Source organism: Pseudomonas sp. JL23 (genome assembly GCF_056933585.1).
Window position 1 is genome coordinate 883,669 of record NZ_CM167795.1, and the last position, 26,385, is coordinate 910,053.

The window sequence follows — 26,385 nt, forward strand, 5'->3', positions numbered from 1 at the left end:
TTTTCCTTGTGGGACCGGCTTTAGCCGGGAAGACGATCGTACGGTCGATACGTTTATATCGTCTGGTCCGTCGTTTTCCCGGCTAAAGCCGGTCCCACCCAAGCTGGCCTCACACGGGCTTTTGAGTCAGGCCGTCTGTTTCTCCGCCTCTTCAACGATATCGCGCATCCGGTCACGTTTGGCCAGGCCGGGGAACAGCTTCATCCAGATCCCGGTGACTGCCAGGGTGCCGACACCGCCGAGCACGACGGCTGGAACCGTGCCGAACCAGTGGGCGGTCATGCCGGATTCGAACTCGCCGAGCTGGTTGGAGGCGCCGATAAACAGGCCGTTCACCGCGCTGACCCGGCCACGCATTTCATCCGGGGTTTCCAGTTGCACGAACGAGGCGCGGATCACCATGCTGATCATGTCGGCGGCGCCGAGCACTGCGAGTACGACCAAGGAAAACCAGAACGAGGTCGACAGACCGAAGGCAATGGTCGCTACGCCGAACACGCCAACCGCCGTAAACATCACCCGCCCGACATGCCGATCAACGCTATAGCGCGCCAGCCACAGGGACATGCCCAGGGCGCCGATGGCCGGTGCCGAACGCAGCATGCCCAGGCCCCAGGGGCCGGTCAGCAGAATGTCCTTGGCGAACACCGGCAACAGCGCGGTGGCGCCGCCCAGCAGTACCGCGAACAGGTCCAGGGAAATGGCGCCAAGAATGTCCGGACGGCTGCGGATGAAGTGAATCCCCGCCATCAGTGATTCCAGGGTGGCCTTGTTCTTGTTCAGCGGCGTCTGCCGGGCAGGCAGTGTGAGCATCAGACTGCAGGCAATCACATACAAGCCGACGGTCAGGCCGTAGACCCAGTTGCTGCCGAAAGCGTAGAGAAAACCGCCCAGCGCCGGGGCGATGATGGTGGCCGATTGCTGGGCCGACTGCGCCGACGCCACGGCCCGGGGAAACAGGCTCGCCGGGACGATGCTCGGCAACAGGGCCTGGGTGGTCGGCATCTCGAACGAGCGGGCCATGCCGAAGATGAACGACAGGATAAAGATCATTTCCCGGGTGACGCTGTTGGTCAGGCTGCTGACGAACAGGACCAGGGCAATCAGCGCCTGTGCCGACTGGCAGATCGCCGAGACGATACGCCGGTCATAGCGGTCGGCCACATGCCCGGTATGCAGCATGAACAGCACGCGGGGAGCGAATTGAACCAGTCCGACCAGACCCAGGTCCATCACATTGCCGGTCAGTTGATAGAGGTTCCAGCCAATGGCGACGGTAAGCATCTGAAAACCGCTGGCGGTAAAGATGCGGGCAAACCAGAACGCGACGAACGGACGATGGTGGCGCAACAACACGGGCGCTTGGGTCGGCATGAGCAACAGCAGCCTGAGGTGAAGGAGGGGGGAGGGGAGAATATCATTTTGTAACAATAAATTGCGTGAAAAACCTGTCAGCTTTAGACCCGAAAGTATGGTTTCAAGCACCGAATGTATGGTCGTCGGCCTTCGCTGAAAGTGTTTTCATGGCCCCGGATTCAAGCCGTTTGCGGGGGTGAGACAACCTGCCACGCGGCAAACGACCACATAACTGCCGGGAGGAAATAGGACTACGCTTTTAGCGTTGATTGATCTGCATCAATACGCCAGCAGGCGTGCTGTGTAGTCGATTTTCAGCGTTTCCCGGTTTGCGCAACGCACTCGAATAATTCCTACACGCATGCCGTCACCGTGCCGGTCACCTGATAGATAGAGGAATTCCTATGTTCGGCCTAGATGCCCTCGAGCTCGCCCGAATCCAGTTCGCGTTTACTGTGTCCTTCCACATCCTGTTTCCTGCCATCACCATCGGTCTGGCCAGCTATCTGGCGGTACTCGAAGGCCTCTGGCTCAAGACCAACAACGGCGTTTATCGCGACCTGTACCACTTCTGGTCGAAGATTTTCGCCGTCAACTTCGGCATGGGCGTGGTCTCGGGTCTGGTGATGGCCTATCAGTTCGGCACCAACTGGAGCCGCTTCTCCGACTTTGCCGGGGCGGTGACCGGGCCTTTGCTGACCTACGAGGTGCTCACCGCGTTCTTCCTCGAGGCCGGGTTCCTCGGGGTGATGCTGTTCGGCTGGAACCGCGTCGGGCGCAACATGCACTTCTTCGCGACGGTGATGGTGGCCATTGGGACCCTGGTCTCAACCTTCTGGATCCTTGCGTCCAACAGCTGGATGCAGACGCCTCAGGGCTTTGAAATCGTCGATGGCCGGGTGATTCCGGTGGACTGGCTGGCGGTGATCTTCAACCCGTCGTTCCCTTACCGCCTGGCCCACATGGCTACGGCAGCCTTCGTCGCCACGGCGTTCTTCGTCGGTTCCTCGGCGGCTTGGCACCTGCTGCGTGGTCGCAATACGCCACCGGTACGCAAGATGCTGTCGATGGCCATGTGGATGGCCCTGATCGTCGCACCGGCCCAGGCCGTGATCGGCGACTTCCACGGCCTCAACACCCTTGAGCATCAACCGGCGAAGATCGCCGCCATCGAAGGCCACTGGGAAAACGTCGGTAATGAGCCGACCCCGCTGATTCTGTTCGGTCTGCCGGACATGAAGGAAGAGCGCACCAAGTACGCCCTGGAAATTCCTTATCTGGGCAGCATGATCCTGACCCACAGCCTGACCAAGCAGGTCCCGGCGCTCAAGGAGTTCAAGCCTGAAGACCGGCCCAATTCGACGGCGGTGTTCTGGTCATTTCGGGTCATGGTTGGCCTGGGTTTCCTGATGATTTTTACCGGCCTGTGGAGCCTGTGGCTGCGCAAGCGCGGCACGCTGTACAGCTCGCGAGCCTTCCTTTATCTGGCGTTGTGGATGGGGCCCTCGGGGCTGATCGCGCTGCTTGCCGGCTGGATCACTACGGAAATGGGCCGCCAGCCCTGGGTCGTCTACGGCCTGTTGCGCACGGCGGACGGTTCGTCCGGGCATAGCGTGGCGCAGATGGGCATCACCCTGGTGCTGTTCGTGGTGGTGTACTTCCTGCTGTTCGGCACCGGCTTCGGCTACATGATGCGCCTGGTCCGCAAGGGTCCGGTCAGTCACGAGGGTGATGCGCCGAAACAAGGTGGTCCTGGTCAGCAACGTACACCGGCACGTCCTCTGTCTGCGGCTGATGACAGCAATGGCGATCACTCTCACAGCCTGAACAAGGGGAATTGAATCATGGGTATTGATCTTCCGCTGATCTGGGCCGTGATCATCATCTTCGGCGTCATGATGTACGTGGTGATGGACGGCTTCGACCTGGGCATCGGCATTCTCTTTCCTTTCATGAAGGATGAATCCGACCGCGACGTGATGATGAACACCGTGGCGCCGGTCTGGGACGGCAACGAGACCTGGCTGGTGCTGGGCGGCGCGGGGCTGTTCGGCGCCTTTCCCCTGGCCTATTCGGTGGTGCTGTCGGCGCTGTATCTGCCGCTGATCCTGATGCTGGTCGGCCTGATCTTTCGCGGTGTGGCCTTTGAGTTTCGTTTCAAGGCTACGGCTGAGAAGCGCCACCTGTGGGACAAGGCCTTTATTGGCGGCTCCCTGGCGGCGACCTTCTTCCAGGGCGTGGCACTGGGTGCGTTTATCGATGGTATTCCGGTGGTCAATCGCCAGTTTGCCGGGGGCTCACTGGACTGGCTGACACCTTTCAGCGTGTTCTGCGGCCTGGCGCTGATCGTCGCCTACGCCTTGCTCGGCTGCACCTGGCTGATCATGAAAACCGAAGGCGGCTTGCAGAAGGCCATGCATGACCTGGCCCGTCCTCTGGCCCTGGCGCTGCTGGCGGTAACAGGCGTAGTCAGCATCTGGACGCCCCTGGCCCATGCCGATATCGCCCATCGCTGGTTCAGCCTGCCGAACCTGTTCTGGTTCCTGCCGGTGCCGATTCTGGTGCTGGTGACCCTGGTGGCGTTCTTCAAGGCCGTGGCGCGCAACGCCAACTACATGCCGTTCCTGCTGACCCTGGTGCTGATCTTCCTCGGCTACAGCGGCCTGGGCATCAGCCTGTGGCCGAATATTGTACCGCCGTCGATCTCCATCTGGGACGCCTCATCGCCGCCGCAAAGTCAGGGTTTCATGCTGGTGGGGACGCTGTTCATCATCCCTTTCATCCTCGGCTACACCTTCTGGAGCTACTACGTGTTCCGCGGGAAAGTCACGCCGGCGGACGGGTATCACTAGGCATCAGCGGGTAACGAAGAACCTGTAGGAGCTGCCGAAGGCTGCGAAATGGTTGTGAAGTCATTCGCAGCCTTCGGCAGCTCCTACAAAATCGCGTTGATTCAGAACAGAGGAGAACTACCCCATGTCCAGCAAACCCACGCTCGACGATCAGCAGGACCCGGCCCGCAACAGACCGTTCTGGCAGCGCCTGGGCTGGCTGCTGGCAATTTGGGCGGGCAGTGTGCTGACGCTGTTTATCTTCGCCAGCCTCATGCGCTTATTCATGAGCGCGGCCGGGCTGACCACGCACTGACACTTATTTGCGTGCCTTGAGAATGACGAACTTGGGCGTGGCCGCGACCAGTTCAACGCCGCGGAACAGCCGCGCCAGCTTGGCGTGATAGCCCAGGTGGCGGTTGCCGACGATATAGAGCGAGCCACCGGTAACCAATGCGGCCCGAGCCTGTAGGAACATGCGCCAGGCGATGAAATCACCCACTACCTGTTGCTGGTGGAACGGTGGGTTGCACAGCACCACATCCAGTGAATCGGCGGGCTGACCCTCCAGGCCGTCGGCGGCACGAATCGTTACCTCGCGTTCACCGAGTGTTGCCTGCCAGTTTTCCCGAGCCGACTGCACCGCCATAAAAGACTCGTCGACCAGGGTGTACTGAGCGTCCGGGTTGTCCAGGGCACTGGCGATCGCCAATACGCCATTGCCGCAACCCAGGTCCGCGACCCTGGCCGCGCCCAGGTCTTTGGGCAGGTAGGGCAGGAACGCACGGGTGCCGATATCCAGCCCTTCACGGCAGAACACATTGGCGTGGTTGACCAGTTCGATGGCTGGCTGATCGAGCTTGTAACGCGTGGGGTAGGGCGAGGACAGGATTTCTGCCGCTTGTGGCTCTGCGAACAGCAGGCGGGCTTTTTTCACCGCCAGGGACGCCTGCACCGGGCCGACATACTCTTCCAGCAGTTCACCGGCCGAGCGCGGCAGGTGCTTGACCATGGCCGCAGCAATGACTTTGGCGCCGGGCGCCAGTTGGCCTTGCAGGCGGATCAATTGTTCTTCCAGCAGGGCCAGGGTCTTGGGGATACGGATCAGCACCCAGTCAAAAGGCCCGGTCAGAGGCTCGCTGGCTGCAATCACCGGGACGGCGTCATAGGCCATGCCGTTGCGGACCAGGTTCTTTTCCAGGGCTTGCACCGCCAGGAACGAATCGCTGCTGCTGACCACATTGGCATGGGGCATCAGGCTCGCCGCCAACGCACCGAAGCTGTCGTTGAGCACCAATACTTTGCTTTGCAGGCTCAGGCCTTGCTCGGCCACGTAATTGAGCAGGTATTCGTCGGCTGCGTCGAACGCCTGCAATGGCTCGTCCTGTTGCTCGGGTTGGCGGATAAGATCGAGCTGGGCGAAAGGACTGATAAGCAAGGGCATGGGCAAAAAGGACTCTGGGCAATCGACGGGGATCTGCGCAGCCCGAAAAACTCGTGGCTCGCTCAAACAGGCGATTTTACGTCCTTTTTGCCCGTTGGCACCCTCAGATTTGGGCCGCGTTCAGAACATGCCCTCTGAGATGGCCTGCACTACGGCTGCGGTTTTATTGGGTACGCCCAGTTTTTGTACGGCACTGGCGATATGAAAATGAACGGTGCGCTCCTTGATGCACAGAATCATGGCGATATCGGCTGCGGTCTTGCCAACGGCCGACCATTTCAGGGTTTCTATTTCCCTGTGCGTGAGTCTGTGGCGCGAGCATTGATAAGCCGGGTCCAAGTCCAAGGCTTCCATTGAGCGTCTCCCTGCTATAAACCGGTCCCTTGTTCAGTGTAGAGAGCGCCACCGCGCAAACAGCGGCGGTACAGTCTGGCCGGACAGATGGACAATTAACGTTCTAGGCTCGCATTTAAAGGCCGATGGTAAAACCCAAGTGCGAGCGGGGGGCGCCGGGGATTGTCCGTCTCGCAAGCTAATTTGGCGCGATAACGGGAAGAGCCAAATACTCTAAAAAACTCGCGCAGACCGCTGCCACAGGATGTCCTTACCCATTGCCGGTGTTTATCGACGTCACTTTGCAGGACACTTGCACATAGAGTTTGCCCTTTATAGACGAGGCGTCAGGAGTACCCATGACCGCCAGCGACGAAAAATTCACCCGCCAGACCCTGTTGGCCGTCACACCGCTGACGCCCAGCCTGTTCACCCTGCGCACCACCCGTGATGCGGGCTTTCGTTTCCGTGCCGGGCAGTTTGCCCGCCTGGGCGTGACCAAGGCCGATGGCAGCACCGTATGGCGCGCTTACTCAGTGGTCTCATCGCCCCACGACGAGTTTCTCGAGTTCTTTTCCATCGTGGTGCCGGAAGGCGAGTTCACCAGCGAGCTGAGCCGCCTGCGTGAAGGCGACACGCTATTGGTCGAAAAACAGGCAACTGGCTTCCTGACCCTGGATCGCTTTGTCGACGGCCGTGATTTGTGGATGTTGTCTACGGGGACGGGGGTTGCACCGTTTCTGTCGATCCTGCAGGACTTCGAGGTCTGGGAGCGCTTCGAACGGGTCATTCTGGTGTACAGCGTGCGCGAGGCCCGGGAACTGGCTTATCAGGAATTGATTGCCGGGTTGATGAGCCGCGAATACCTGGCCGAATATGCCGACAAGTTCCTGTTCATACCCATCGTTACCCGCGAAGAGCATCCGGGGGCATTGCACGGGCGCATCACGCTACTGATTGAGAATGGCGAGCTGGAACAGGCGGCGGGCTTGCCCCTGACGCCGGAGCACTCGCGCCTGATGCTGTGTGGCAACCCGCAGATGATCGACGACACCCGCAAGCTGCTCAAACAGCGTGATCTGAACCTCAGTCTCAGCCGACGACCGGGCCAGGTTGCGGTGGAGAATTATTGGTAACGACGCTGGCAGGGCGAGTGTTCTGTTCTTTAAGCAGATCACGGATCTCACCCAGCAGCACTTCTTCCTTGCTCGGTACTGGCGGCAGGCTCGGCGCCTTGGCTTCTTCGCGTTTGAGGCGGTTGATCGCCTTGACGCCCATGAAGATGGCGAAAGCGACGATGATAAAGTCGATCACGGTCTGGATGAATTTGCCGTAGGCCAGCACCACGGCCGGTGCAGCGCCTTCGGCAGGACGCAGGACGACCGACAGGTTACTGAAGTCCACGCCGCCGATCAGCAGCCCGAGGGGCGGCATGATTACATCGCCGACGAACGACGAAACGATCTTGCCGAATGCCGCGCCAATGATGATACCGACGGCCATATCGACCACGTTACCTTTGACGGCAAAGGCCTTGAACTCGCTTAGTACGCTCATGGGTAGGTTCCTTGTTGCAGATGAATTTATCCGGGCAGTTTAATCCAGCCCTTCATGTATATAGCAGTGCTTATGCAATCGACCGACGTCTGCTGCATAGGTTTTATTGGTTTTTGAAAAAATACAGCGGTCAGGCTGCGTTATGATTGCTCCCTTTTTCTGACGGGGGTTGCCATGGCCAAGGCCAAACGCTTGTACGGCTGCACCGAGTGCGGCGCGACATTTCCCAAGTGGGCGGGCCAGTGCAGCGAGTGCGGCGCCTGGAATACCCTGGTCGAAACCGTGCTGGAAAGTGGCGCGGCGGCAGCTCCCAGCGGGCGAACCGGCTGGACCGGGCAACAGGCTCAGATCAAGACTCTGGCTGAAGTCAGCGTCGAGGAAATTCCGCGTTTCTCCACCCATTCAACCGAACTGGACCGTGTCCTGGGCGGCGGCCTGGTGGACGGTTCGGTGGTGCTGATCGGCGGTGATCCGGGGATCGGCAAGTCGACGATTCTCTTGCAGACCCTGTGCAACATGGCCGCAACCATGCCGGCGCTCTACGTCACGGGGGAAGAGTCCCAGCAGCAGGTGGCCATGCGCGCCCGTCGTTTGGGGCTGCCCCAGGACAAGCTCAAGGTCATGACCGAGACCTGCATCGAAAGCATCATTGCCACGGCGCGGGTCGAACAGCCCAAGGTCATGGTGATCGACTCGATCCAGACCATTTTTACCGAGCAACTGCAATCGGCTCCCGGCGGTGTTTCGCAAGTGCGGGAAAGTGCGGCGCTGCTGGTGCGTTATGCCAAGCAGAGCGGCACGGCGATCTTCCTGGTCGGCCACGTCACCAAAGAAGGCGCTTTGGCCGGGCCTCGAGTGCTGGAGCATATGGTTGATACCGTGCTGTATTTCGAAGGCGAGTCCGATGGCCGCCTGCGTTTGCTGCGGGCCGTGAAGAACCGCTTCGGTGCGGTCAACGAGCTGGGCGTATTCGGCATGACTGACCGGGGGCTGAAAGAAGTCTCCAACCCTTCGGCGATTTTTCTCACTCGTGCACAGGAAGAAGTACCGGGCAGCGTGGTCATGGCTACTTGGGAAGGCACTCGGCCGATGCTGGTGGAAGTGCAGGCTTTGGTCGATGACAGCCATCTGGCCAACCCGCGCCGGGTGACCCTGGGTCTTGATCAGAATCGTCTGGCCATGCTGTTGGCCGTCCTGCATCGTCATGGAGGTATTCCTACCCACGATCAGGACGTATTTCTCAACGTGGTCGGCGGGGTCAAAGTGCTGGAGACCGCATCCGATCTGGCCTTGATGGCCGCGATCATGTCCAGCCTGCGCAATCGCCCGTTGCCCCACGACCTGCTGGTGTTTGGTGAAATCGGTCTGTCGGGGGAGGTGCGGCCGGTGCCCAGTGGTCAGGAGCGGCTCAAGGAGGCCGCCAAGCACGGTTTCAAGCGAGCCATCGTGCCCAAGGCCAATGCCCCGAAAGAGGCGCCGGCCGGTTTGCAGGTCATTGCCGTGACACGCCTGGAACAGGCGCTGGATGCCTTGTTCGAGTAGTGGCGTCCAGGCTGCTGCTCAAATTTCGATCAGTGCCGCCATCTCGCGTTCCAGTTCCTGCGGGTCGCCCAGGTTCAGTTCGATCAGGCGGCGCAGGTGGCTGATCGATTCCAGGCCGATATGCAGGCAAACGAAGCCCAGGTGATTCTTGTTGGCGTCGACGTGGGTCAGGTTCACATCCATCTTCACCACGGCATCGGGGCTGAGCTGGATGTCCACGGCGAACGGCTGGCCCGGATCACATTCCCATGGCGTCGGTCGCTCGATCAGCAAGCCCTTGAGGGACAGGTCGAGCAACTGCACCTGCCACGTCTTCGAACCCTGGCTGAGCCTGGTCTTGGCATCGAAATCGATACGTTTGAAACGTCGGCGATCTTCTTGTGATTCGGTCATCTCAGTAGCGTCTCTTCGAGTCTTGTGGCTATACGGTAGCAGAGTGGCCTGAAAGCCCGTTCTTTGATCAGGGACAATCTTCACGACAATAGCGCTGATAAGCGTTTACGAACAGTTTCAAGTCGGCTTTTTTGCAGTGAATGCAGGACTGGTCTTGCTGTTCTGTCGGATATTTCTAGACGTTCGTGGGGGTGGCCCTTTTCTCCGGGACACAGCTAAACTGCTCTTGTTGTCTTCTAGTCCTCTGAGCTGGAATAAAAAATGAAAAATAATAATAGTCTGCTGCGCCATGTGCCTTGGCTGATTGTCGCAATTGTCGGGGCCTGCGCCCTTGGGGTCGTGGCCTTGCGCCGCGGAGAGGCGATTAACGCCTTGTGGATAGTCGTCGCGGCTGTGGCGATCTATCTGGTTGCCTACCGCTACTACAGCCTGTTCATCGCCAACCACGTCATGCAACTGGACCCGACCCGGGCCACGCCGGCGGTGGTCAACAACGATGGTCTGGACTATGTGCCGACCAACAAACACATCCTTTTCGGTCACCACTTTGCCGCCATTGCCGGTGCAGGCCCGCTGGTCGGTCCGGTGCTGGCTGCGCAAATGGGTTACCTGCCAGGCACCCTCTGGCTGATTGCCGGTGTGGTGCTGGCCGGGGCCGTGCAGGATTTCATGATCCTGTTCCTCTCCACCCGCCGCAACGGTCGCTCTCTGGGCGACATGGTCCGCGAGGAAATGGGCCGCATTCCCGGCACCATCGCCTTGTTCGGCTGCTTCCTGATCATGATCATCATCCTCGCGGTGCTGGCGCTGATCGTGGTCAAGGCCCTGGCCGAGAGCCCATGGGGCATGTTCACGGTACTGGCGACCATTCCGGTGGCGATGTTCATGGGCATCTACATGCGCTACATCCGCCCGGGCCGCATCGGCGAGATCTCGGTGATTGGCGTGGTCCTGCTGCTGGCTTCTATCTGGATGGGTGGGCAGATTGCCGCCAACCCGGCGTGGGCGCCGATGTTCACCTTCACCGGCGTGCAGATCACCTGGATGCTGGTGGGCTACGGTTTTGTCGCCGCCATGCTGCCGGTCTGGCTGCTGCTGGCACCGCGTGACTACCTGTCCACTTTCCTGAAAATCGGCACCATCGTGGCCCTGGCCATCGGCATCCTGATTCTGGCGCCCGAGCTGAAAATGCCGGCCCTGACCCAGTTCACCGACGGTACGGGCCCGGTCTGGAAAGGCGCGCTGTTTCCTTTCCTGTTCATCACCATTGCCTGCGGTGCGGTGTCGGGTTTCCACGCGCTGATTTCCTCGGGTACTACACCCAAACTGCTGGATAACGAGAAGAACGCCCGTTACATCGGTTACGGCGGCATGCTCATGGAGTCCTTCGTGGCCATCATGGCCATGGTTGCCGCTTCGGTGATCGAGCCAGGCGTGTACTTCGCCATGAACAGCCCGGCCGCTGTGGTCGGCGGTGATGTGGTTGCCGTGGCCCAGACCATCAGCGGCTGGGGCTTTGCCATTACCCCGGACATGCTCACGGCCGTGGCCCATGACATCGGTGAAAACACCGTACTGGCCCGTGCTGGCGGTGCGCCGACCCTGGCGGTGGGTATCGCGCAGATCCTGCACCAGGCATTGCCGGGGCAGAACACCATGGCGTTTTGGTATCACTTCGCTATTTTGTTCGAAGCACTGTTCATCCTGACGGCGGTTGACGCCGGTACCCGTGCCGGTCGCTTCATGCTGCAAGACCTGCTGGGCAGCTTCGTGCCGGCGCTGAAACGCACCGAGTCGTGGACCGCCAACGCCATCGGCACCGGTGGCTGCGTGGCCCTTTGGGGTTACCTGCTGTATCAGGGCGTGATCGATCCACTGGGCGGTATCAACACCCTGTGGCCGCTGTTTGGCATCTCCAACCAGATGCTGGCGGGGATCGCCCTGATGCTGGCCACCGTCGTGCTGATCAAAATGAAACGCCAGCGCTACATCTGGGTGACCATGCTGCCAGCGTCCTGGCTGCTGATCTGCACCGTGACCGCAGGCTTTATCAAACTGTTCGACCCGAGCCCGGCCGTTGGCTTCCTCGCCCTGGCGAAGAAATACAGCACCGCCGCCGACGCCGGTCAGATCATTGCTCCGGCCAAGACCATGGACCAGATGCAGCATGTGATCTTCAACGCCTACACCAACGCGACCCTGACTGTTCTGTTCCTGTTCGTGGTCCTGAGCATTCTGTTCTACGCCATCAAGGTCGGTGTTGCGGCCTGGGGCAAGAAAGAGCGTACCGACAAGGAAGCGCCATTCCAGGCGCAACCGGTGCAACACTCGTGATGAACGGAGGATCAGCCCATGTTCAATGACCTGAGTCGCCTGGGCAAATACCTGGGCCAGGCTGCCCGCCTGATGGTCGGCATGCCGGACTACGACACTTACGTCGAGCACATGCAGGCCACCCATCCGGACAAACCGGTGATGAGCTACGAGATGTTCTTCCGGGAACGTCAAGAGGCTCGGTATGGCGGCAAGGGCGGGCCCAAGTGTTGCTAACGGCCTGATGGATCGCTACAAGGTTTAACCCAACGCGCCACTCATCGTGGCGCGTTGTCGTTTCAGAGCGGCCGCTCCTACGGTCGGTCTACAACTCGATTTGAAGGCAGGAGTCGGCATGAGTGTTGCGCAACCCATCCCCGTTACCGTTCTGAGTGGCTTTCTCGGGGCAGGCAAGACCACCTTGTTGCGGCATCTGCTCAAGGAAGAACACGGCCTGAAAATCGCCGTGATTGAAAACGAATTCAGCGACGCCGGTATCGATACCCAGTTACTCGGGACCGACCCGGTGCAGGTCATGACCCTGTCCAATGGTTGTGTGTGCTGCACCATCCACACCGATCTGACCAAGGCGCTGTTCCTGTTGCTGGAGCGTCTGGACAGCGGCGAAATTGCCTTCGACCGGCTGGTGATCGAGTGCACCGGCCTGGCTGATCCGGCCCCCGTGGCCCAGACTTTCTTTATCGATGAGGAGCTGCGCGAGCGTTATATCCTCGACGGCATCATTACCCTGGTGGATGCGGCACACGCCGACACCCACCTGGCCCAGACCATCGCTCAAGCGCAGATTGGTTTTGCTGACCGTCTGCTGGTGAGCAAGCGCGATCTGGTGGACGATGCCGCGTTTGAAGCGCTGAGCGAGCGCCTGACCCGAATCAACCGCCGTGCGCCAATCCGCGTGGTCGAGCACGGCAAGATCGACCTGGCTGAACTGCTGGATGTGCGCGGCTTCAATCTTAATGCTGATCTGGGCGGCGGTTTCAGCCTGCGCCCGGTCAAGCCTGCGGGCAATGGCATCGACCGTATCAGCAGCCTGGTGCTACGCAGTGAAAAGCCGCTGGATATCGACAAGCTCAGCGAATTTATGAACGCGTTGCTGGAAGATCACGGCAAGCAGTTGCTGCGCTACAAGGGCGTGCTGAACATTGCCGGGGAAGATCGCAAGCTGGTGTTCCAGGGCGTGCTCAAGCTGTACGGCTTCGACTGGGACACTGAATGGGCCGAGGGTGAGCTGCGCGAAAGCGTGATTGTGTTCATTGCCGATGACTTGCCGGAAGAGAAAATCCGTGCGGGGTTTGAGGCGATGACCCGGTCATGACTGGACTATAGGATCGGCTTTAGCCGCGAGAATGTCCTCCCGGCTAAAGCCGGTCCTATAGGGTTTTCTCACAAGCCAATAAAAAGCCCGCCACTCATGAGAATGGCGGGCTTTTTCGTGACGGTTGAAACGGGGCTGATTAAGCGCCGTATACCGGCAGTTTGGCGCAGATAGCTTTGACTTTCGCACGAACGGCGTCGATCACCGCTTCGTTGTTCAGGTCAGCCAGGATGTCGCAGATCCAGCCAGCCAGTTCCTTGCACTCTGCTTCCTTGAAGCCGCGAGTGGTGACAGCCGGGGTGCCGAAGCGCAGGCCGGAGGTCACGAACGGGGAGCGTGGGTCGTTCGGTACGGAGTTCTTGTTCACGGTGATGAATGCCTTGCCCAGAGCGGCGTCGGCATCTTTACCGGAGATGTCCTGCTTGATCAGCGAGAGCAGGAACAGGTGGTTCTCGGTGCCGCCGGAAACCACGTCGAAACCGCGCTCGATGAACACGTCGGCCATGGCCTTGGCGTTTTTCACCACTTGTTGCTGGTAGACCTTGAACTCAGGCTGCAGTGCTTCCTTGAAGCAGATGGCCTTGGCGGCGATCACGTGCTCCAGCGGGCCGCCCTGGGCGCCCGGGAATACCGCGGAGTTCAGTTTCTTCTCGATGTCGGCGTTGGCGCGAGCCAGGATCAGACCGCCACGAGGACCGCGCAGGGTCTTGTGGGTGGTGGTGGTCACGACGTCAGCGAATGGCACCGGGTTCGGGTAGACACCAGCGGCAACCAGACCGGCCACGTGGGCCATGTCGACGAACAGGTAAGCGCCGACCTTGTCAGCGATTTCGCGGAAGCGCGGAAAGTCGAGGATCTGCGAGTAGGCCGAGAAACCGGCAACGATCATTTTTGGCTTGTGCTCGACCGCCAGGCGCTCAACTTCGTCGTAGTCGATCAGGCCGTTGCCGTCGATGCCGTACTGGACGGCGTTGTACAGCTTGCCCGAGGAGCTGACGCTGGCGCCGTGGGTCAGGTGACCACCGTGAGCCAGGCTCATGCCCAGAATGGTGTCGCCCGCTTGCAGCAGAGCCAGGTAGACAGCGCTGTTGGCCTGGGAACCGGCGTGTGGCTGGACGTTGGCGTAGTCGGCACCGAACAGCTCTTTGGCGCGATCGATGGCCAGTTGCTCAACCACGTCGACGTATTCGCAGCCGCCGTAGTAACGCTTGCCTGGGTAGCCTTCGGCGTACTTGTTGGTCAGAACCGAGCCCTGAGCTTCCATGACCGCAGGGCTGGTGTAGTTTTCCGAGGCGATCAGCTCGATGTGCTCTTCCTGGCGCTGAGCTTCTTGCTCCATGGCGGCATACAGGTCGGAGTCGTACTTGGCGATAGTCAAATTACGGCTGAACATAGCGTTCCTCGGGGTCTGGCAGGGGAAAAGGAGGGCATTCTAACGCATCGGGTTTTATCTGGCATATGAAAGGCAGTCATGTTGATCAGTTGCGAGCTTCAAGCTTCAAGCGACAAGAAGGCGCGGCCTCAGGCTCACTTGCCGCTTGAGGCTTAAAGCTTGCAGCTGTCTCTAGTCAAACATGAACAACGCATCATTGCTGAATTGCGCTTCAAAGCGATTCGGCGGCATCGGTCGGCCGAACAGGTAGCCTTGCACTTCGTCGCAACCGTGTTCACGCAGGAAGTCCAGTTGCTCGTGGGTCTCGACCCCTTCGGCGATCACCGCGAGGTTGAGGCTGTGGGCCATGGCGATAATGGCTCGGGCAATCTGCGCGTCCTGCTCGCCGGAGGGCAGGCCGTCGACGAAGGTACGGTCGATCTTCAGCACGTCGATGGGGAACTGCTTGAGGTAGTTGAGCGACGAATAGCCGGTGCCGAAGTCGTCCACGGCGATGCTCAGGCCCAGGTACTTGAGGCCGTCGAGGATCTGCATGGCTTCGCTGACTTCGCGCATCAGGATACTTTCGGTCAGTTCCAGCTCCAGGCAGGCCGGGGGCAGGCCGGTTTCCTTGAGGATATTGGCGATGCGCGTGCCCAGTTGGCCGTCGGAGAACTGCCGCGCCGAGATATTCACCGACACCTTCGGCACCCGCACCTTGGCCTGATGCCAGGCCTTGAGCTGGCGGCAGGCTTCGGTCAGTACCCAGTCGCCGACTTCCACCACCAGACCGAGTTCTTCGAGCACCGGAATGAACTCAATGGGCGAGACCAGCCCGCGCCGCGGATGGCGCCAGCGCAGCAGGGCTTCGGCACCGGTCAGGCGTTTACCGTCGCCGCTGAACTGAGGCTGATAGAACAGGGTGAATTCCTTCTGCTCCAGAGCATGGCGCAGATCGCTTTCCAGCTCCAGACGTTCCAGAGCCGAGGCGTTCATATCGGCCTGATAGAACTGGAAGTTGTTCTTGCCGCGTTCCTTGGCGTGATACATCGCCGTGTCGGCGTTCTTCATCAGCTGGCTCAGCTCTTTGCCATCCTGCGGGCTGAGGGCGATGCCGATACTGGCGGTGACGAAGAACTCGCGGCCTTCCAGCACGAAGGGCGTGACCAGACTGTTGAGAATCTGTTCGGCCACATGAATGGCCCGGGTCAGGGCGATCTGCCGGGTAGCACCAGGTTGCAACAGCAGGGTGAATTCGTCGCCACCCATGCGCGCCACGGTGTCGTCATCGTCGACGCATTCGAGCAGGCGCGTGGCCATTTCCTTGAGCATGCGGTCGCCGGCGGCGTGGCCCAGGGAGTCGTTGATCGGTTTGAAGCGGTCCAGATCGAGGAACATCAGCACCACCCAGGCCTGCTGCCGCTCGGCCTGTTGCAGGGCCGAATGCAGGCGGTCCTGGAACAGGGTGCGGTTGGGCAGGTGAGTCAGGGCGTCGTAGTAGGCCAGGCGGTGGATGCGCTGTTCGCTGGCCTTGCGCTCGCTGATATCGGTGAAAAAGCACACGTAGCTGGCCAGGTCGCCTTCTTCGTCGAACACCGCCGTGATGCCGACCCACGCCGGGTAATGCTCGCCGCTGCGGCGCTTGAGCCAGACCTCGCCCTCCCAGCTGCCGCGCTGATGCAGCTGCTTGAGGATGTATTGCAGATGGGCTTCCTGCTGCTCGTCGGCGGTGAGCATGGTCGGCAGCTGGTCGAGGACCTGAGCCACCGCATAACCGCTGACGCGGCTGAAGGCGTCGTTGGCCTGAACGATGTAGCCGGCCGGGTCGGTGATCAGGATCGCCGAGGTGGAGTGCTCGAAGACGGTGGCGGCCATGCGCAGATCTTTCTCGGCGCGGCGCTGCTGGCTGATATCGCGGCCGACGCCGAGGATACCTTCGAAGGTGTCGTTTTCGTCCCAGACCAGCACCAGACGCAGCTCGATGGGGATCTTGCGACCATCGGCACGCAGGCAGTCGAACAGGAACAGTTGGGTCGGGATCTCATGGCGCAATTTGGCCAGTTCTTCCGGCTTGCCCAAGGCCTTGCCGATACGCTCGATCAGGGTGTAGACGCCGGCCAGTTGCTGCGGGTTGGCAACCGTGGAGTTCCAGCCGTGCTCGAAGATCCACTCAGCGTCGTAACCCAGCACGCTGGTGACCGACGGGCTGACGTAGTTGGGTTGCAGGCGGCTGTCGGTGGAGAAAATCACGTCGCTGATGCTTTCGGCGAGCATGCGGTAGCGCTGTTCGCTGTCACGCAGGGACTCGCTGGCCTCCAGCTGTTCAGTGATGTCCTTGGCCACGCCAATGATTCGCGTGACCTGGTCGTTGCGATCCCGTGACAGGGCCTGTTCGCGGATATCGAAGCGGCGCCAGTTGTTATGCACATCGCGGAAACGCAACTGACAGTGCAGCAGTTCGCTGTGGCCATGGTGGCGCTGGCGAAGGCGCATGTCCTGATAACGTTCGGCGTCATCCGGGTGCAGCAGGATCTCCCAGAAGTACTCGCCCATGCGGTGCAGCTCGGTGCGGCTGTAGCCCAGGGTCTGGCCGAGATTATGGTTGCTGTAGATCATCCGCTGCGTCAGGACATCCTGCACATACAGGTGATCAGGCACGGTACGCACCACATCGGACCAGAAACCCTCGCGCTCGACCAAAGACAGTTCAACTTGCTTGCGGCTGGTGATGTCACCAATGCTCAAAATGACCGAATGACGGTCTTCCTGATCGGCGGGCAGGCGCACCACCAGCCACAGATGCTGATCGGCGCCGTTTTCGTGGCTCAGGCGCACTTCCAGTTCCAACTGGTCGCGCGAATCCAGTACGGCATGAATCAGCAACTCGCCGACACTCTGGCGTGAGCGCGGGTTGCCGAAGATCAGCTTCTCCCAGGCCTCGTCACTGGACTCGACCTTGAGCAGGCTCAGGGCAACCTGGTTGACCTCGGTGATGCGCACGCTCTGCAACAGGCCCTTGAGCTGGCCGGGCTGGCGTTCCAGCAGATGCGTCAGGTCTTCGCTGCTGCGCAGTTGCAGGGTGTCGAGGTAGTGGCGCAGCCCGGACATGTCGAGTACGCAGATGGCGATACCGACGCCGTCGAAGATGTTCTGGTAGCGCTTCTGGCTCTCATGCAACTGACGCTGGCGGCGACGCAGGCTGAGCAGGGCCAGCAGCGGCACGATGGAGCAGGCCAGGGCGATCAGGCACTTTATGAACAAAGGGGCCAGCAGGTCCTCACGGGCCTTGTTAGCGTCGAACAGGCCGCGCAGTTGCCAGTCACTGTTGGTCAACACCTCGAGCAATACGCTTTCCGGGCGATCATCGGGTATGACCTGTGGGCCGGTGATGGTGATGCCATTGGTGTCGCGGAAGATGACTTTTTGCGTGGTGCGGTTTTCCAGACGCCAGAGGGGCTGGAAGTCCTGGCTCGTCTGGCGGGTCAGGGTTTTCAGGGTGTCCGGGGCCATCCGTAAGGCCCAATAGCCTGGCGTCAGCTCGCCGGGCTGGCGTACCAGCAGATAGAGTTGCGAGCTGTCTTCGGAGTTGTCGTAGTAATAAGGCCGCCCCAGCGCCTGCTGGAACGAGCGCTTGAGGAAATCGTCGTCGTTGGTGCCTTCGAGGCTGTCGCGGGCGATGTCGCCCGCCGCGTTGAGCCAGGCGACGCTGCGGATGCCGGGCAGGGCCTGGCGCAGCATGTCCAGCAGCATGGTCTGCTGACCCATGCCCTGTGCCTTCTGTCGGGAATCGTCGAGCAGGTTCAGGGCGACCTGGGCGCTGAGGGCCATATTCAGGCTCAGGCGGTCTGCCAACTGCACGCTGTAGTCGACGCTGCGCTGACGCTGGCGCTCCTGGGTCAGGTGAAACTGCTCGATCAGTTGCCACAAAAGCAGGGCGAGCATCAACAGCACCAGTGCCGCTAGCCCACCTTTCAGTGAGCCACGCCAAGGCGTCGCTGTCGCGCCGTTGTTCGTGCGCGAAGGAGATGTATGTTTAGGTGTAGGCAAACCTGGACCCTGACTACTGGATAGAAGCAGCGAATGCGCAGCGCACTATAAGCCGGACGGCCAAATGGCGCCTAGCATGCCCGGAGTTGTGGCTAAGTGCCAGTCCCGTAAATCCGGGGCCGTTTGCCCTGTCGGCGCCATTCGGGTAGCTTTGCCCGACGTACGGCCAAATCCTGCACGCATAACAGCATTGCTTGCAAACATTGATCCAGCTCCTGCCTTTCATGCCTTTCGATAATGCTTCGAACTGGATTGATTCAAGGCCGGGAACTGCCGGACAGCAAGCGCCGTCGCAAAAAAAGCTTTTTTCGGGATCGACGACTAAGCTCGCATCCTATTTATCTGTCACAAACCCAGGTTTTCATTCCATGGCTCAATACGTCTTTACCATGCATCGGCTGAGCAAAGTTGTGCCGCCGAAGCGGGAAATCCTCAAGAACATCTCCCTGTCGTTCTTCCCCGGCGCCAAGATCGGTGTACTGGGCCTCAACGGTTCGGGTAAATCCACGCTGCTGAAGATCATGGCGGGTGTCGATACCGAGTTCGACGGTGAAGCGCGTCCGATGCCGGACCTCAATGTCGGCTACCTGCCGCAAGAGCCGCAACTGGACCCGAGCAAGACCGTACGCGAAGTGGTCGAGGAAGCGGTCAGCGTGATCAAGGATGCCCAGGCTCGTCTGGACGAGGTCTACGCCGCCTACGCCGAGCCGGATGCCGACTTCGACAAGCTGGCTGCCGAACAGGCCAAGCTCGAAGCCATCCTGCAGGCCTCTGACGGTCACAACCTTGATCGTCAACTGGAAGTCGCCGCCGACGCCCTGCGACTGCCGGCCTGGGACGCCAAGGTCGAGCACCTGTCCGGTGGTGAGAAGCGCCGTGTGGCCTTGTGCCGCCTGCTGCTGTCGGCCCCTGACATGCTGCTGCTCGACGAACCAACCAACCACCTGGATGCCGATTCGGTGGCCTGGCTTGAGCACTTCCTGCACGACTTCCCGGGCACCGTGGTTGCGATCACGCACGACCGTTACTTCCTCGACAACGTCGCCGGCTGGATTCTGGAACTCGACCGCGGCGCCGGTATTCCTTACGAGGGCAACTATTCGGGCTGGCTGGAAGCCAAGTCCGATCGTCTGGCCCAGGAATCCAAGCAGCAGTCGGCCCATGAAAAGGCCATGAAAGAAGAGCTGGAGTGGGTGCGCAAGGGCGCCAAGGCGCGTCAGTCGAAGTCCAAGGCGCGTCTGCAACGCTTCGAAGAAATGCAGTCCCAGGAATTCCAGAAGCGCAGCGAAACCAACGAAATCTACATTCCGGCCGGTCCGCGCCTGGGTGACAAGGTTATCGAGTTCAAGAACGTCACCAAGGGTTACGGCGATCGCGTGCTGATCGACAACCTGTCGTTCGCCATGCCCAAAGGCGCCATCGTCGGCGTGATCGGCGGTAACGGTGCCGGTAAATCGACCCTGTTTCGCATGTTGATGGGCAAAGAAACACCGGATTCGGGCAGCATCGAAATCGGTGAAACCGTGCAACTGGCCTGCGTCGATCAGAGCCGTGATGACCTGGACGGCAGTAAGACGGTGTTCCAGCAGATTTCCGACGGCTCCGACCAGATCCGTATCGGCAACTATGAAATCCCGTCGCGTACCTATGTCGGTCGCTTCAACTTCAAGGGCGGCGACCAGCAGAAGTTCGTCAAGGACCTCTCCGGTGGTGAGCGTGGCCGCCTGCACCTGGCGTTGACCCTGAAGGAGGGTGGCAACGTCCTGCTGCTCGACGAACCGTCCAACGACCTCGACGTCGAAACCCTGCGTTCCCTGGAAGAAGCCCTGCTGGACTTCCCGGGCGCCGCCATTGTGATCTCCCACGATCGGTGGTTCCTTGACCGCGTGGCAACCCATATCCTGGCGTACGAAGACGACTCGCAGGCGATCTTCTTCGAAGGCAACTACACCGAGTACGAAGCCGATCGCAAGAAACGCCTCGGCGAAGCCGCTGCCCAGCCGCATCGGGTACGGCACAAGAAGCTGGCTTGAGGGCCTACGTGAGGGCGGTAATTTGCGCCCTCACATTTTCTTCGGCTGGAATGATTTGCGTGGGACCGGCTTTAGCCGGGAAGGCAGTATCACATTCGACGCATATGTATCGGATGTACTGGCCTCTTCCCGGCTAAAGCCGGTCCCACAGAGGTTCTGTGTTGTGGCACAAATTATTCGCTATTTAGGCTTATAGGCCCGACCCGCATCCTGAGTCTTCTGCTGTTCCCAGCGTCGCTGGCGGTCGTTGTAGATGCTCCCGGCATCCGGCCGGTCTTTACTGAGCACTTCCCCCTGGCACTGACGGAAACCGTCATCCCAGCCGCCTGCATACACTTTGTCCTTCAAATATCGCGGTACGTCCTTCTTGTACAGGCCATTGGCGCCTGCTGCATCGCGACCACTGCCACAACCATCCTGAAAACCATCGGCGAAGGCAGGGGGATAGCCCTCGGCGATCAGCTGTTCATGAGTTGACTGGCAACCAGCCAGTACGACAACCCACAACAGTACAGCCCAACGCGCGTTCATGATGAATTCCTCTGCATATGGAGGAAGTCTAGAAGCCTTACTGTCAGTGGGCTGTAAAAGCGTTGTTATAAATTCGTTGTCAGTAGTGGTACCACTTCACTTCCAGCATCACTTCGTTCTCAGGCGAAGCCAGTTGGCTGAATTCGCGCTGGGCGCTCAGGCGCAGGCCGAGGTTGCGCGACAGCTCCCACTGCTGATTGAGGCTGACCGTACGGCGCACTTCGCCATTGGTGAAATAGTCGCCCTTGGCTTCCAGGCTCAGGTTGCCCAGCGGGTTGCGCCACAGCATGCCGGTATTGAACCCGGCAGCGGGGGAGATCAGTGCAGCGAAGTCGTTGTTGTGCTCGACCCGCACGGTGCCGAGGGCAAAACCGAGCATGTCGTCGGTCAGCTGCCAGGTGCCGCCTGCGCCGCCGTTGACGTGGCTGACCAGGCTTTCATCACCATGCTTGCCCAGCACTCGCTCCAGCCCGCCTGCCACCTGCCATGACCAGGGTTGCAGCAGCTCGTTGCGCGGGGTCAGGGAGCGAATGGTGGCCAGGTCCAGTTGGTGCAACTGCCAGTGATTGCCTTCGTACTGGCGCAGTTTGAGTTGCAGGATCTCGATCTGCGCGCCCAGGGGGAAACCGTAAGCGTTGTCATTGAGGTCGTGATAGGCCATGCGCAGGCCGTATTCGCCGAATGCCTTGTCGCCACGGGTGCCGAGACCGGCCTGCCAGGTGCGCGATTCATGGCCGTCTTCCGGCAGGCCGGGGCGTTGGATATCCAGTTCCGGCGGCGGATTCTTGCTGATGGCACCGAGCAATTCGAAGCTGCGTTGCGCGCGCGCAGGATCCCGTTCCTCACCGTTGGCCCTGTAGCGCTCCAGACGATAGGCGGCATCCTGGATCAGCGCACGGCGCTCGGCGGGTACGGCCAGGTAGTCGGCGTCCTTGAGCCGGCGTTGATCGGCGCTGACTTTAAGGACCCAGTCCTGCTCGTCATGGCTCAGGGGCTTGGCTCGCTCCAGCAGCTCACGTTCGCGGGACGGACGGTAGTCGATTTTCTCCACCAGTCCCGAGGCCTTGACCGCTTTTACGGTGTCGGTAGGGATGGCCGTCAGGGGGAATTGTTTCAGCAGGTCGAGGCCGGGGCGGGCGACTTGCAGCAGTTCTAGCAGGCGGTAGGAGCAGTTTTCGTCGAAGAAGAAGTAGCCGAAGCGAATCTGTTTCAGCTCCCAGACATGCTCGACCATGCGCCCGGTTTCTTCGGCGGTCAGGTTCAGGTGGTATTCCCACAGGTCGCGGTTTTCCAGGCTGCGGTATTCCGAAAGCTTTTCCTGATATGGAACCAGAGCGAACAGGCCCGGATAACCGCCCATCAGTCCCTTCCAGGCGTACAGAATGCTGTTGTCGGAGCCTTCGATATAGGCGCCGAAATTGATCGCGTAGCTGAGCAGGGCGGTGTGGTTGGTTTTCACATCAGCCTGGTCGATGCGCAGCAGGGTGTGGCCGAACATCGACGACGGGCTGTTCAGGTAGGCCGCCGGGAACACCAGTACGGCGCTGTCCGGGGCCACATCGCTGAACCACTGTTTGAAGGCCTTGCAGTCCACAGCGGGCAGGTCGCTCAGCTGCAACTGGTCACGCAACCAGCGGGTACGTGCCGGGTAGATGCACTGGGCGTGCTTGTCCGGGTCATCGCCCGCGTGCAATGGCTTGTAGATCGCCGCCAGGGTTGCGCTCAGCTCCGCCTTGGGGTCGTGAGCGCCATCGGCGGCGAGAAAGAATTTCGGGTCATCGACATAGCTGCGCCAGCCGCCGAGTTTGCCGGTCTCGTAGTGGCCCAGGGATATCCAGAACGGCGCATTGGCCAGTTGCTGCAAACGTTCAGCGCCCACATTTGGCGCGGCTTGTGCGGTGGCGGAAAACGGGGCGCAGGCACACAGCGCCAGGTACACAAGGCGTTTGAGCATAGAGGGCAACTAGTCAAAGGGACGGAACCGGCCCCTCAGAGCGAGGGGCCGGCGGATCGAACAGAGCGAGCTTATGCCTGGGTAGCGTACTTGGCCAGGGTCGGATCGTTCTTCAGTACGTTGAGCGTATTGGTGTGAACGTCCTCGGCCGTGTCGTCAGCCTTGCTGAAGATCTGGGTGAAGTGTTCGTGGGTGACAGCGGCGAAATGCGCACGGTCTTCCGGTGCAACGCCCAGAACGACGGCGTAGGTGGTCAGGGCTTCGCCCTTGCCTACGGCCATGTCTTTGGAAAGCTCGTCCATCATGCCGTTCATGGCAATCCAGGACTTGCCGCCATAGGTCAGTGCGCTGTTGGTGGAGCAGCCGTTGGTGCCCGAGGTCATGCCGAAAGTGGCGTTACCCGAGGTGCCGTTGGTGGTCGATGCGAGGAAATGTGCCGGTGTGCCGCGTTGGCCTTCGAACAACATGTTGCCCCAGCCGCAATCCGGACCGCCTGGCGCCTGAGCCATGGCATTGAGGGAAACAGCGGTAAAGAGCGTACCCAGAAGAATCCGTTTCATAGCGTTATTCTCTATTTATGTTCAACCAAGGGAGGTTTTCGTATCGATACGAATGGGTTTATCGACCACCCGCGCAACTTTGAGTTTAGGCCGTCGCCAAGGGTTCCGTGATCTATTGCAAATTGTTGACGGCAGTGCGTGTCGGTCCACACTTATTGGTTGAATGAGGTGCGTTGAAATCCATGGGATTTTTCCTGCCTTGCAAGTCATGCGCAGCGAGCGCCAGAATGCGCCAACTGCCCCGCCTGATTTAAGGATGTCCGATGCCCGATCCTGTTGCTGCCAGCCTGCGTATTGCGCCTGAAGCGCTGACCCGCCCTTTTTCCGCTGAACAGTTCAGCTTCACGACGACCAATGATCTGGAACCCTTTCGTGGCGTGCTCGGCCAGGAGCGAGCCGTAGAAGCCCTGCAATTCGGCGTGGCCATGCCGCGTCCCGGTTACAACGTGTTTGTCATGGGCGAGCCCGGCACTGGCCGGTTCTCCTTCGTCAAACGCTACCTCAAGGCCGAAGGCAAGCGCATGCAGACGCCTTCGGACTGGGTCTACGTCAACCATTTTGACGAGCCCCGCGAACCCCGCGCCCTGGAACTGCCGCCGGGCAGCGCCGCCGCTTTTATTACCGATATCGGTGGCTTGATCGACAATCTGCTGTCGACCTTTCCGGCGGTGTTTGAACACCCGTCCTACCAACAGAAGAAAAGCGGCATCGATCGCGCCTTCAATCAGCGCTACGACCGTGCTCTTGATGTGATCGAACGTCTGGCCCTGGAAAAAGACATCGCCCTGTATCGCGACAGCACCAACATTGCGTTCACCCCGATGGCTGAAGGCAAGGCGCTGGACGAGGCGGAGTTCGCCCAGTTGCCGGAAGCCGACCGCGAGCGTTTCCATGACGATATCGCCGGTCTGGAAGAGCGCCTCAACGAAGAGCTGGCCAGTCTGCCTCAGTGGAAGCGTGAATCCAGCAACCAGATGCGTCAGCTCAACGAAGAAACCATCACCCTCGCCTTGCAGCCACTGCTGGCGCCATTGTCGGAAAAATATGCGGAAAATGCTGCTGTCTGCGCCTATCTCCAGGCCATGCAGGTCTATCTGCTGAAAACCGTGGTCGAGCAACTGGTCGACGACAGCAAGACCGACGCCCAGGCGCGCAAGCTGCTGGAGGAGCAATACTGCCCGAGCCTGGTGGTTGGCCATGGTGCCAATGGCGGGGCGCCGGTGGTATTCGAGCCGCACCCGACCTACGACAACCTGTTTGGCCGCATCGAGTACAGCACCGATCAGGGCGCGCTCTACACCACTTACCGGCAGTTGCGTCCCGGTGCCCTGCATCGCGCCAATGGCGGTTTCCTTGTGCTGGAAGCGGAGAAGATGCTCAGCGAGCCCTTCGTCTGGGACGCGCTCAAGCGCGCCTTGCAATCGCGCAAGCTGAAAATGGAGTCGCCACTGGGTGAGCTGGGCCGCCTGGCGACCGTAACGCTGACGCCGCAAGTCATTCCGTTGCAGGTCAAGGTCATCATTATTGGTGCCCGCTCCCTGTACTACACCCTGCAAGACCTGGATCCGGACTTCCAGGAGATGTTCCGCGTCCTGGTGGACTTCGACGAAGATATTCCCATGGTCGACGAAAGCCTGGAGCAGTTCGCCCAGCTGATGAAGACCCGTACTTCGGAAGAGGGCATGGCGCCCCTGACCGCCGATGCGGTGGCGCGTCTGGCGACCTACAGTGCGCGTCTGGCCGAGCATCAGGGTCGGCTGTCGGCGCGTATCGGCGATCTGTTCCAGCTGGTCAGCGAGGCTGATTTCATTCGCCAACTGGCCAACGACGAGCAGACCGATGTCGGTCATATCGAGCGGGCGCTGAAGGCCAAGGCCACTCGTACCGGACGGGTTTCTGCGCGGATTCTCGACGATATGCTGGCCGGGATCATTCTGATCGACACCGATGGCGCGGCCGTGGGCAAGTGCAACGGTCTGACCGTGCTGGAAGTCGGTGATTCGGCCTTCGGTGTGCCAGCGCGGATTTCCGCGACCGTCTATCCCGGTGGCAGCGGCATCGTCGACATCGAGCGTGAGGTTAACCTCGGCCAGCCGATTCACTCCAAGGGCGTGATGATCCTCACCGGTTATCTGGGCAGCCGTTACGCTCAGGAATTCCCTCTGGCCATCTCGGCCAGTATTGCCCTGGAGCAGTCCTACGGTTATGTGGATGGCGACAGTGCATCGCTGGGCGAGGCTTGCACGCTGATTTCGGCCCTGTCGAAAACCCCGCTCAAGCAGTGCTTTGCCATTACCGGATCCATCAACCAGTTCGGCGAAGTGCAGGCAGTGGGCGGGGTCAACGAGAAGATCGAAGGCTTCTTCCGCTTGTGCGAGGCCCGTGGCCTTACCGGCGAGCAGGGTGCAATCATTCCGCAGGCCAACGTCGCCACCCTGATGCTCGACGAGCGAGTGTTGCAGGCGGTACGTGCCGGGCAGTTCCACGTCTATGCGGTGCGTCAGGCTGACGAAGCCCTGAGCCTGCTGGTCGGCGAGCCTGCCGGTGCGCCGGACGAGAACGGCGAGTTCCCGGAAGGCAGCGTCAACGCTCGCGTGGTCGAGCGTCTGCGTGATATCGCCGAAATGCTCAGCGATGAAGAACTCAAGGAAGAACTGGAGAAGGAAGCCGTTCAGGCCCAGGGTGAAGTGGCGGTAGCCTCCAAGCTCAAGGCTCGTCGTCGGCGCTGACCCGCTCGGGAGTACAGGCACCGTCGCGGGATCAGTCCCGGCGGTGCCATTCAT

20 protein-coding genes are annotated in these 26,385 nt (G+C 60.4%); 10 read left to right on the forward strand and 10 right to left on the reverse strand.

All coding sequences use genetic code 11. The annotated features are described in order from the left end of the window. Nucleotides 1–126: 126 nt before the first annotated feature. Nucleotides 127–1,374 (reverse strand): MFS transporter, encoded by a 1,248-nt coding sequence (locus tag AC1Z24_RS04290; protein ID WP_483744673.1) that lies wholly within the window; start codon nt 1,372–1,374, stop codon nt 127–129. 386 nt (nt 1,375–1,760) lie between these two features. Here AC1Z24_RS04290 and AC1Z24_RS04295 point away from each other — a divergent pair, with 386 nt between their 5' ends. From AC1Z24_RS04295 to AC1Z24_RS04305, 3 genes are all read left to right on the forward strand, one after another. Beyond that, nucleotides 1,761–3,197: a cytochrome ubiquinol oxidase subunit I gene (locus AC1Z24_RS04295; protein ID WP_483744674.1), complete on the forward strand. Its 1,437-nt coding sequence runs from the start codon at nt 1,761–1,763 to the stop codon at nt 3,195–3,197. A gap of 3 nt (nt 3,198–3,200) precedes the next feature. Next, complete coding sequence (gene cydB, locus AC1Z24_RS04300) at nt 3,201–4,208, forward strand: cytochrome d ubiquinol oxidase subunit II (protein ID WP_483744675.1); 1,008 nt, start codon at nt 3,201–3,203, stop codon at nt 4,206–4,208. A 124-nt stretch (nt 4,209–4,332) separates the two neighbouring features. After that, complete coding sequence (locus tag AC1Z24_RS04305) at nt 4,333–4,503, forward strand: DUF2474 domain-containing protein (RefSeq protein ID WP_483744676.1); 171 nt, start codon at nt 4,333–4,335, stop codon at nt 4,501–4,503. Nucleotides 4,504–4,506: 3 nt separating this feature from the next. Here the strand turns inward: AC1Z24_RS04305 and AC1Z24_RS04310 are convergent, their stop codons facing one another. Both AC1Z24_RS04310 and AC1Z24_RS04315 read right to left on the reverse strand, forming a co-directional pair. After that, entirely contained in the window at nt 4,507–5,631 is a 1,125-nt protein-coding gene (locus AC1Z24_RS04310; RefSeq protein WP_483744677.1) for a methyltransferase, read from the reverse strand. 120 nt (nt 5,632–5,751) lie between these two features. Then, complete coding sequence (locus AC1Z24_RS04315; protein WP_483744678.1) at nt 5,752–5,985, reverse strand: helix-turn-helix domain-containing protein; 234 nt, start codon at nt 5,983–5,985, stop codon at nt 5,752–5,754. Between the two features lie 338 nt (nt 5,986–6,323). Here AC1Z24_RS04315 and AC1Z24_RS04320 point away from each other — a divergent pair, with 338 nt between their 5' ends. Further along, nucleotides 6,324–7,100 carry a ferredoxin--NADP reductase gene (locus tag AC1Z24_RS04320; protein ID WP_483744679.1) on the forward strand — a complete coding sequence of 259 codons (777 nt, stop codon included), beginning with the start codon at nt 6,324–6,326 and terminating at the stop codon, nt 7,098–7,100. Here AC1Z24_RS04320 and mscL read toward each other — a convergent pair. Beyond that, the gene (mscL, locus tag AC1Z24_RS04325; protein WP_259104822.1) at nt 7,057–7,521 is read right to left on the reverse strand and encodes a large-conductance mechanosensitive channel protein MscL; all 465 of its coding nucleotides are present in this window, start codon (nt 7,519–7,521) and stop codon (nt 7,057–7,059) included. The two genes, AC1Z24_RS04320 and mscL, sit on opposite strands and share 44 nt — an antisense overlap. A 174-nt stretch (nt 7,522–7,695) precedes the next feature. Here mscL and radA point away from each other — a divergent pair, with 174 nt between their 5' ends. Next, nucleotides 7,696–9,063 (forward strand): DNA repair protein RadA, encoded by a 1,368-nt coding sequence (gene radA, locus AC1Z24_RS04330; RefSeq protein WP_483744680.1) that lies wholly within the window; start codon nt 7,696–7,698, stop codon nt 9,061–9,063. 18 nt (nt 9,064–9,081) lie between these two features. On the opposite strand, the gene AC1Z24_RS04335 is transcribed toward radA, so the two are convergent. Beyond that, nucleotides 9,082–9,456: a PilZ domain-containing protein gene (locus AC1Z24_RS04335; RefSeq protein WP_483744681.1), complete on the reverse strand. Its 375-nt coding sequence runs from the start codon at nt 9,454–9,456 to the stop codon at nt 9,082–9,084. A 261-nt stretch (nt 9,457–9,717) separates the two neighbouring features. On the opposite strand from AC1Z24_RS04335, the gene AC1Z24_RS04340 reads away from it, so the two are divergent. The 3 genes from AC1Z24_RS04340 to yjiA all read left to right on the forward strand — a co-directional run bounded on the left by AC1Z24_RS04340 (nt 9,718) and on the right by yjiA (nt 13,105). Beyond that, nucleotides 9,718–11,790: a carbon starvation CstA family protein gene (locus tag AC1Z24_RS04340; protein WP_259104826.1), complete on the forward strand. Its 2,073-nt coding sequence runs from the start codon at nt 9,718–9,720 to the stop codon at nt 11,788–11,790. A gap of 18 nt (nt 11,791–11,808) precedes the next feature. Further along, on the forward strand, nt 11,809–12,006 hold the full coding sequence (locus AC1Z24_RS04345) for a YbdD/YjiX family protein (protein WP_259103250.1): 198 nt from the start codon (nt 11,809–11,811) through the stop codon (nt 12,004–12,006). 118 nt (nt 12,007–12,124) lie between these two features. Then, nucleotides 12,125–13,105 carry a GTPase gene (yjiA, locus tag AC1Z24_RS04350; protein ID WP_483744682.1) on the forward strand — a complete coding sequence of 327 codons (981 nt, stop codon included), beginning with the start codon at nt 12,125–12,127 and terminating at the stop codon, nt 13,103–13,105. 139 nt (nt 13,106–13,244) lie between these two features. On the opposite strand, the gene glyA is transcribed toward yjiA, so the two are convergent. Together glyA and AC1Z24_RS04360 are read right to left on the reverse strand one after the other, a co-directional pair. Continuing rightward, the gene (gene glyA, locus AC1Z24_RS04355) at nt 13,245–14,498 is read right to left on the reverse strand and encodes a serine hydroxymethyltransferase (RefSeq protein ID WP_483744683.1); all 1,254 of its coding nucleotides are present in this window, start codon (nt 14,496–14,498) and stop codon (nt 13,245–13,247) included. A gap of 171 nt (nt 14,499–14,669) precedes the next feature. Next, nucleotides 14,670–18,524, reverse strand: coding sequence for a sensor domain-containing protein (locus AC1Z24_RS04360; RefSeq protein WP_483744684.1), 3,855 nt, complete (start codon nt 18,522–18,524; stop codon nt 14,670–14,672). Between the two features lie 368 nt (nt 18,525–18,892). Between AC1Z24_RS04360 and ettA the strand changes: the two genes are divergently transcribed. Beyond that, entirely contained in the window at nt 18,893–20,557 is a 1,665-nt protein-coding gene (gene ettA / locus AC1Z24_RS04365) for an energy-dependent translational throttle protein EttA (protein ID WP_483744685.1), read from the forward strand. Between the two features lie 180 nt (nt 20,558–20,737). On the opposite strand, the gene AC1Z24_RS04370 is transcribed toward ettA, so the two are convergent. From AC1Z24_RS04370 to AC1Z24_RS04380, 3 genes are all read right to left on the reverse strand, one after another. Beyond that, the gene (locus AC1Z24_RS04370; protein ID WP_483744686.1) at nt 20,738–21,088 is read right to left on the reverse strand and encodes a hypothetical protein; all 351 of its coding nucleotides are present in this window, start codon (nt 21,086–21,088) and stop codon (nt 20,738–20,740) included. Between the two features lie 79 nt (nt 21,089–21,167). Then, nucleotides 21,168–23,042, reverse strand: coding sequence for an Lnb N-terminal periplasmic domain-containing protein (locus tag AC1Z24_RS04375; RefSeq protein ID WP_483744687.1), 1,875 nt, complete (start codon nt 23,040–23,042; stop codon nt 21,168–21,170). Nucleotides 23,043–23,113: 71 nt separating this feature from the next. Further along, nucleotides 23,114–23,602, reverse strand: a complete 489-nt coding sequence (locus AC1Z24_RS04380) for a DUF3015 domain-containing protein (RefSeq protein WP_259104834.1) — start codon at nt 23,600–23,602, stop codon at nt 23,114–23,116. 263 nt (nt 23,603–23,865) lie between these two features. Here AC1Z24_RS04380 and AC1Z24_RS04385 point away from each other — a divergent pair, with 263 nt between their 5' ends. Then, nucleotides 23,866–26,331: a Lon protease family protein gene (locus tag AC1Z24_RS04385; RefSeq protein ID WP_483744688.1), complete on the forward strand. Its 2,466-nt coding sequence runs from the start codon at nt 23,866–23,868 to the stop codon at nt 26,329–26,331. Nucleotides 26,332–26,385 lie beyond the last annotated feature (54 nt).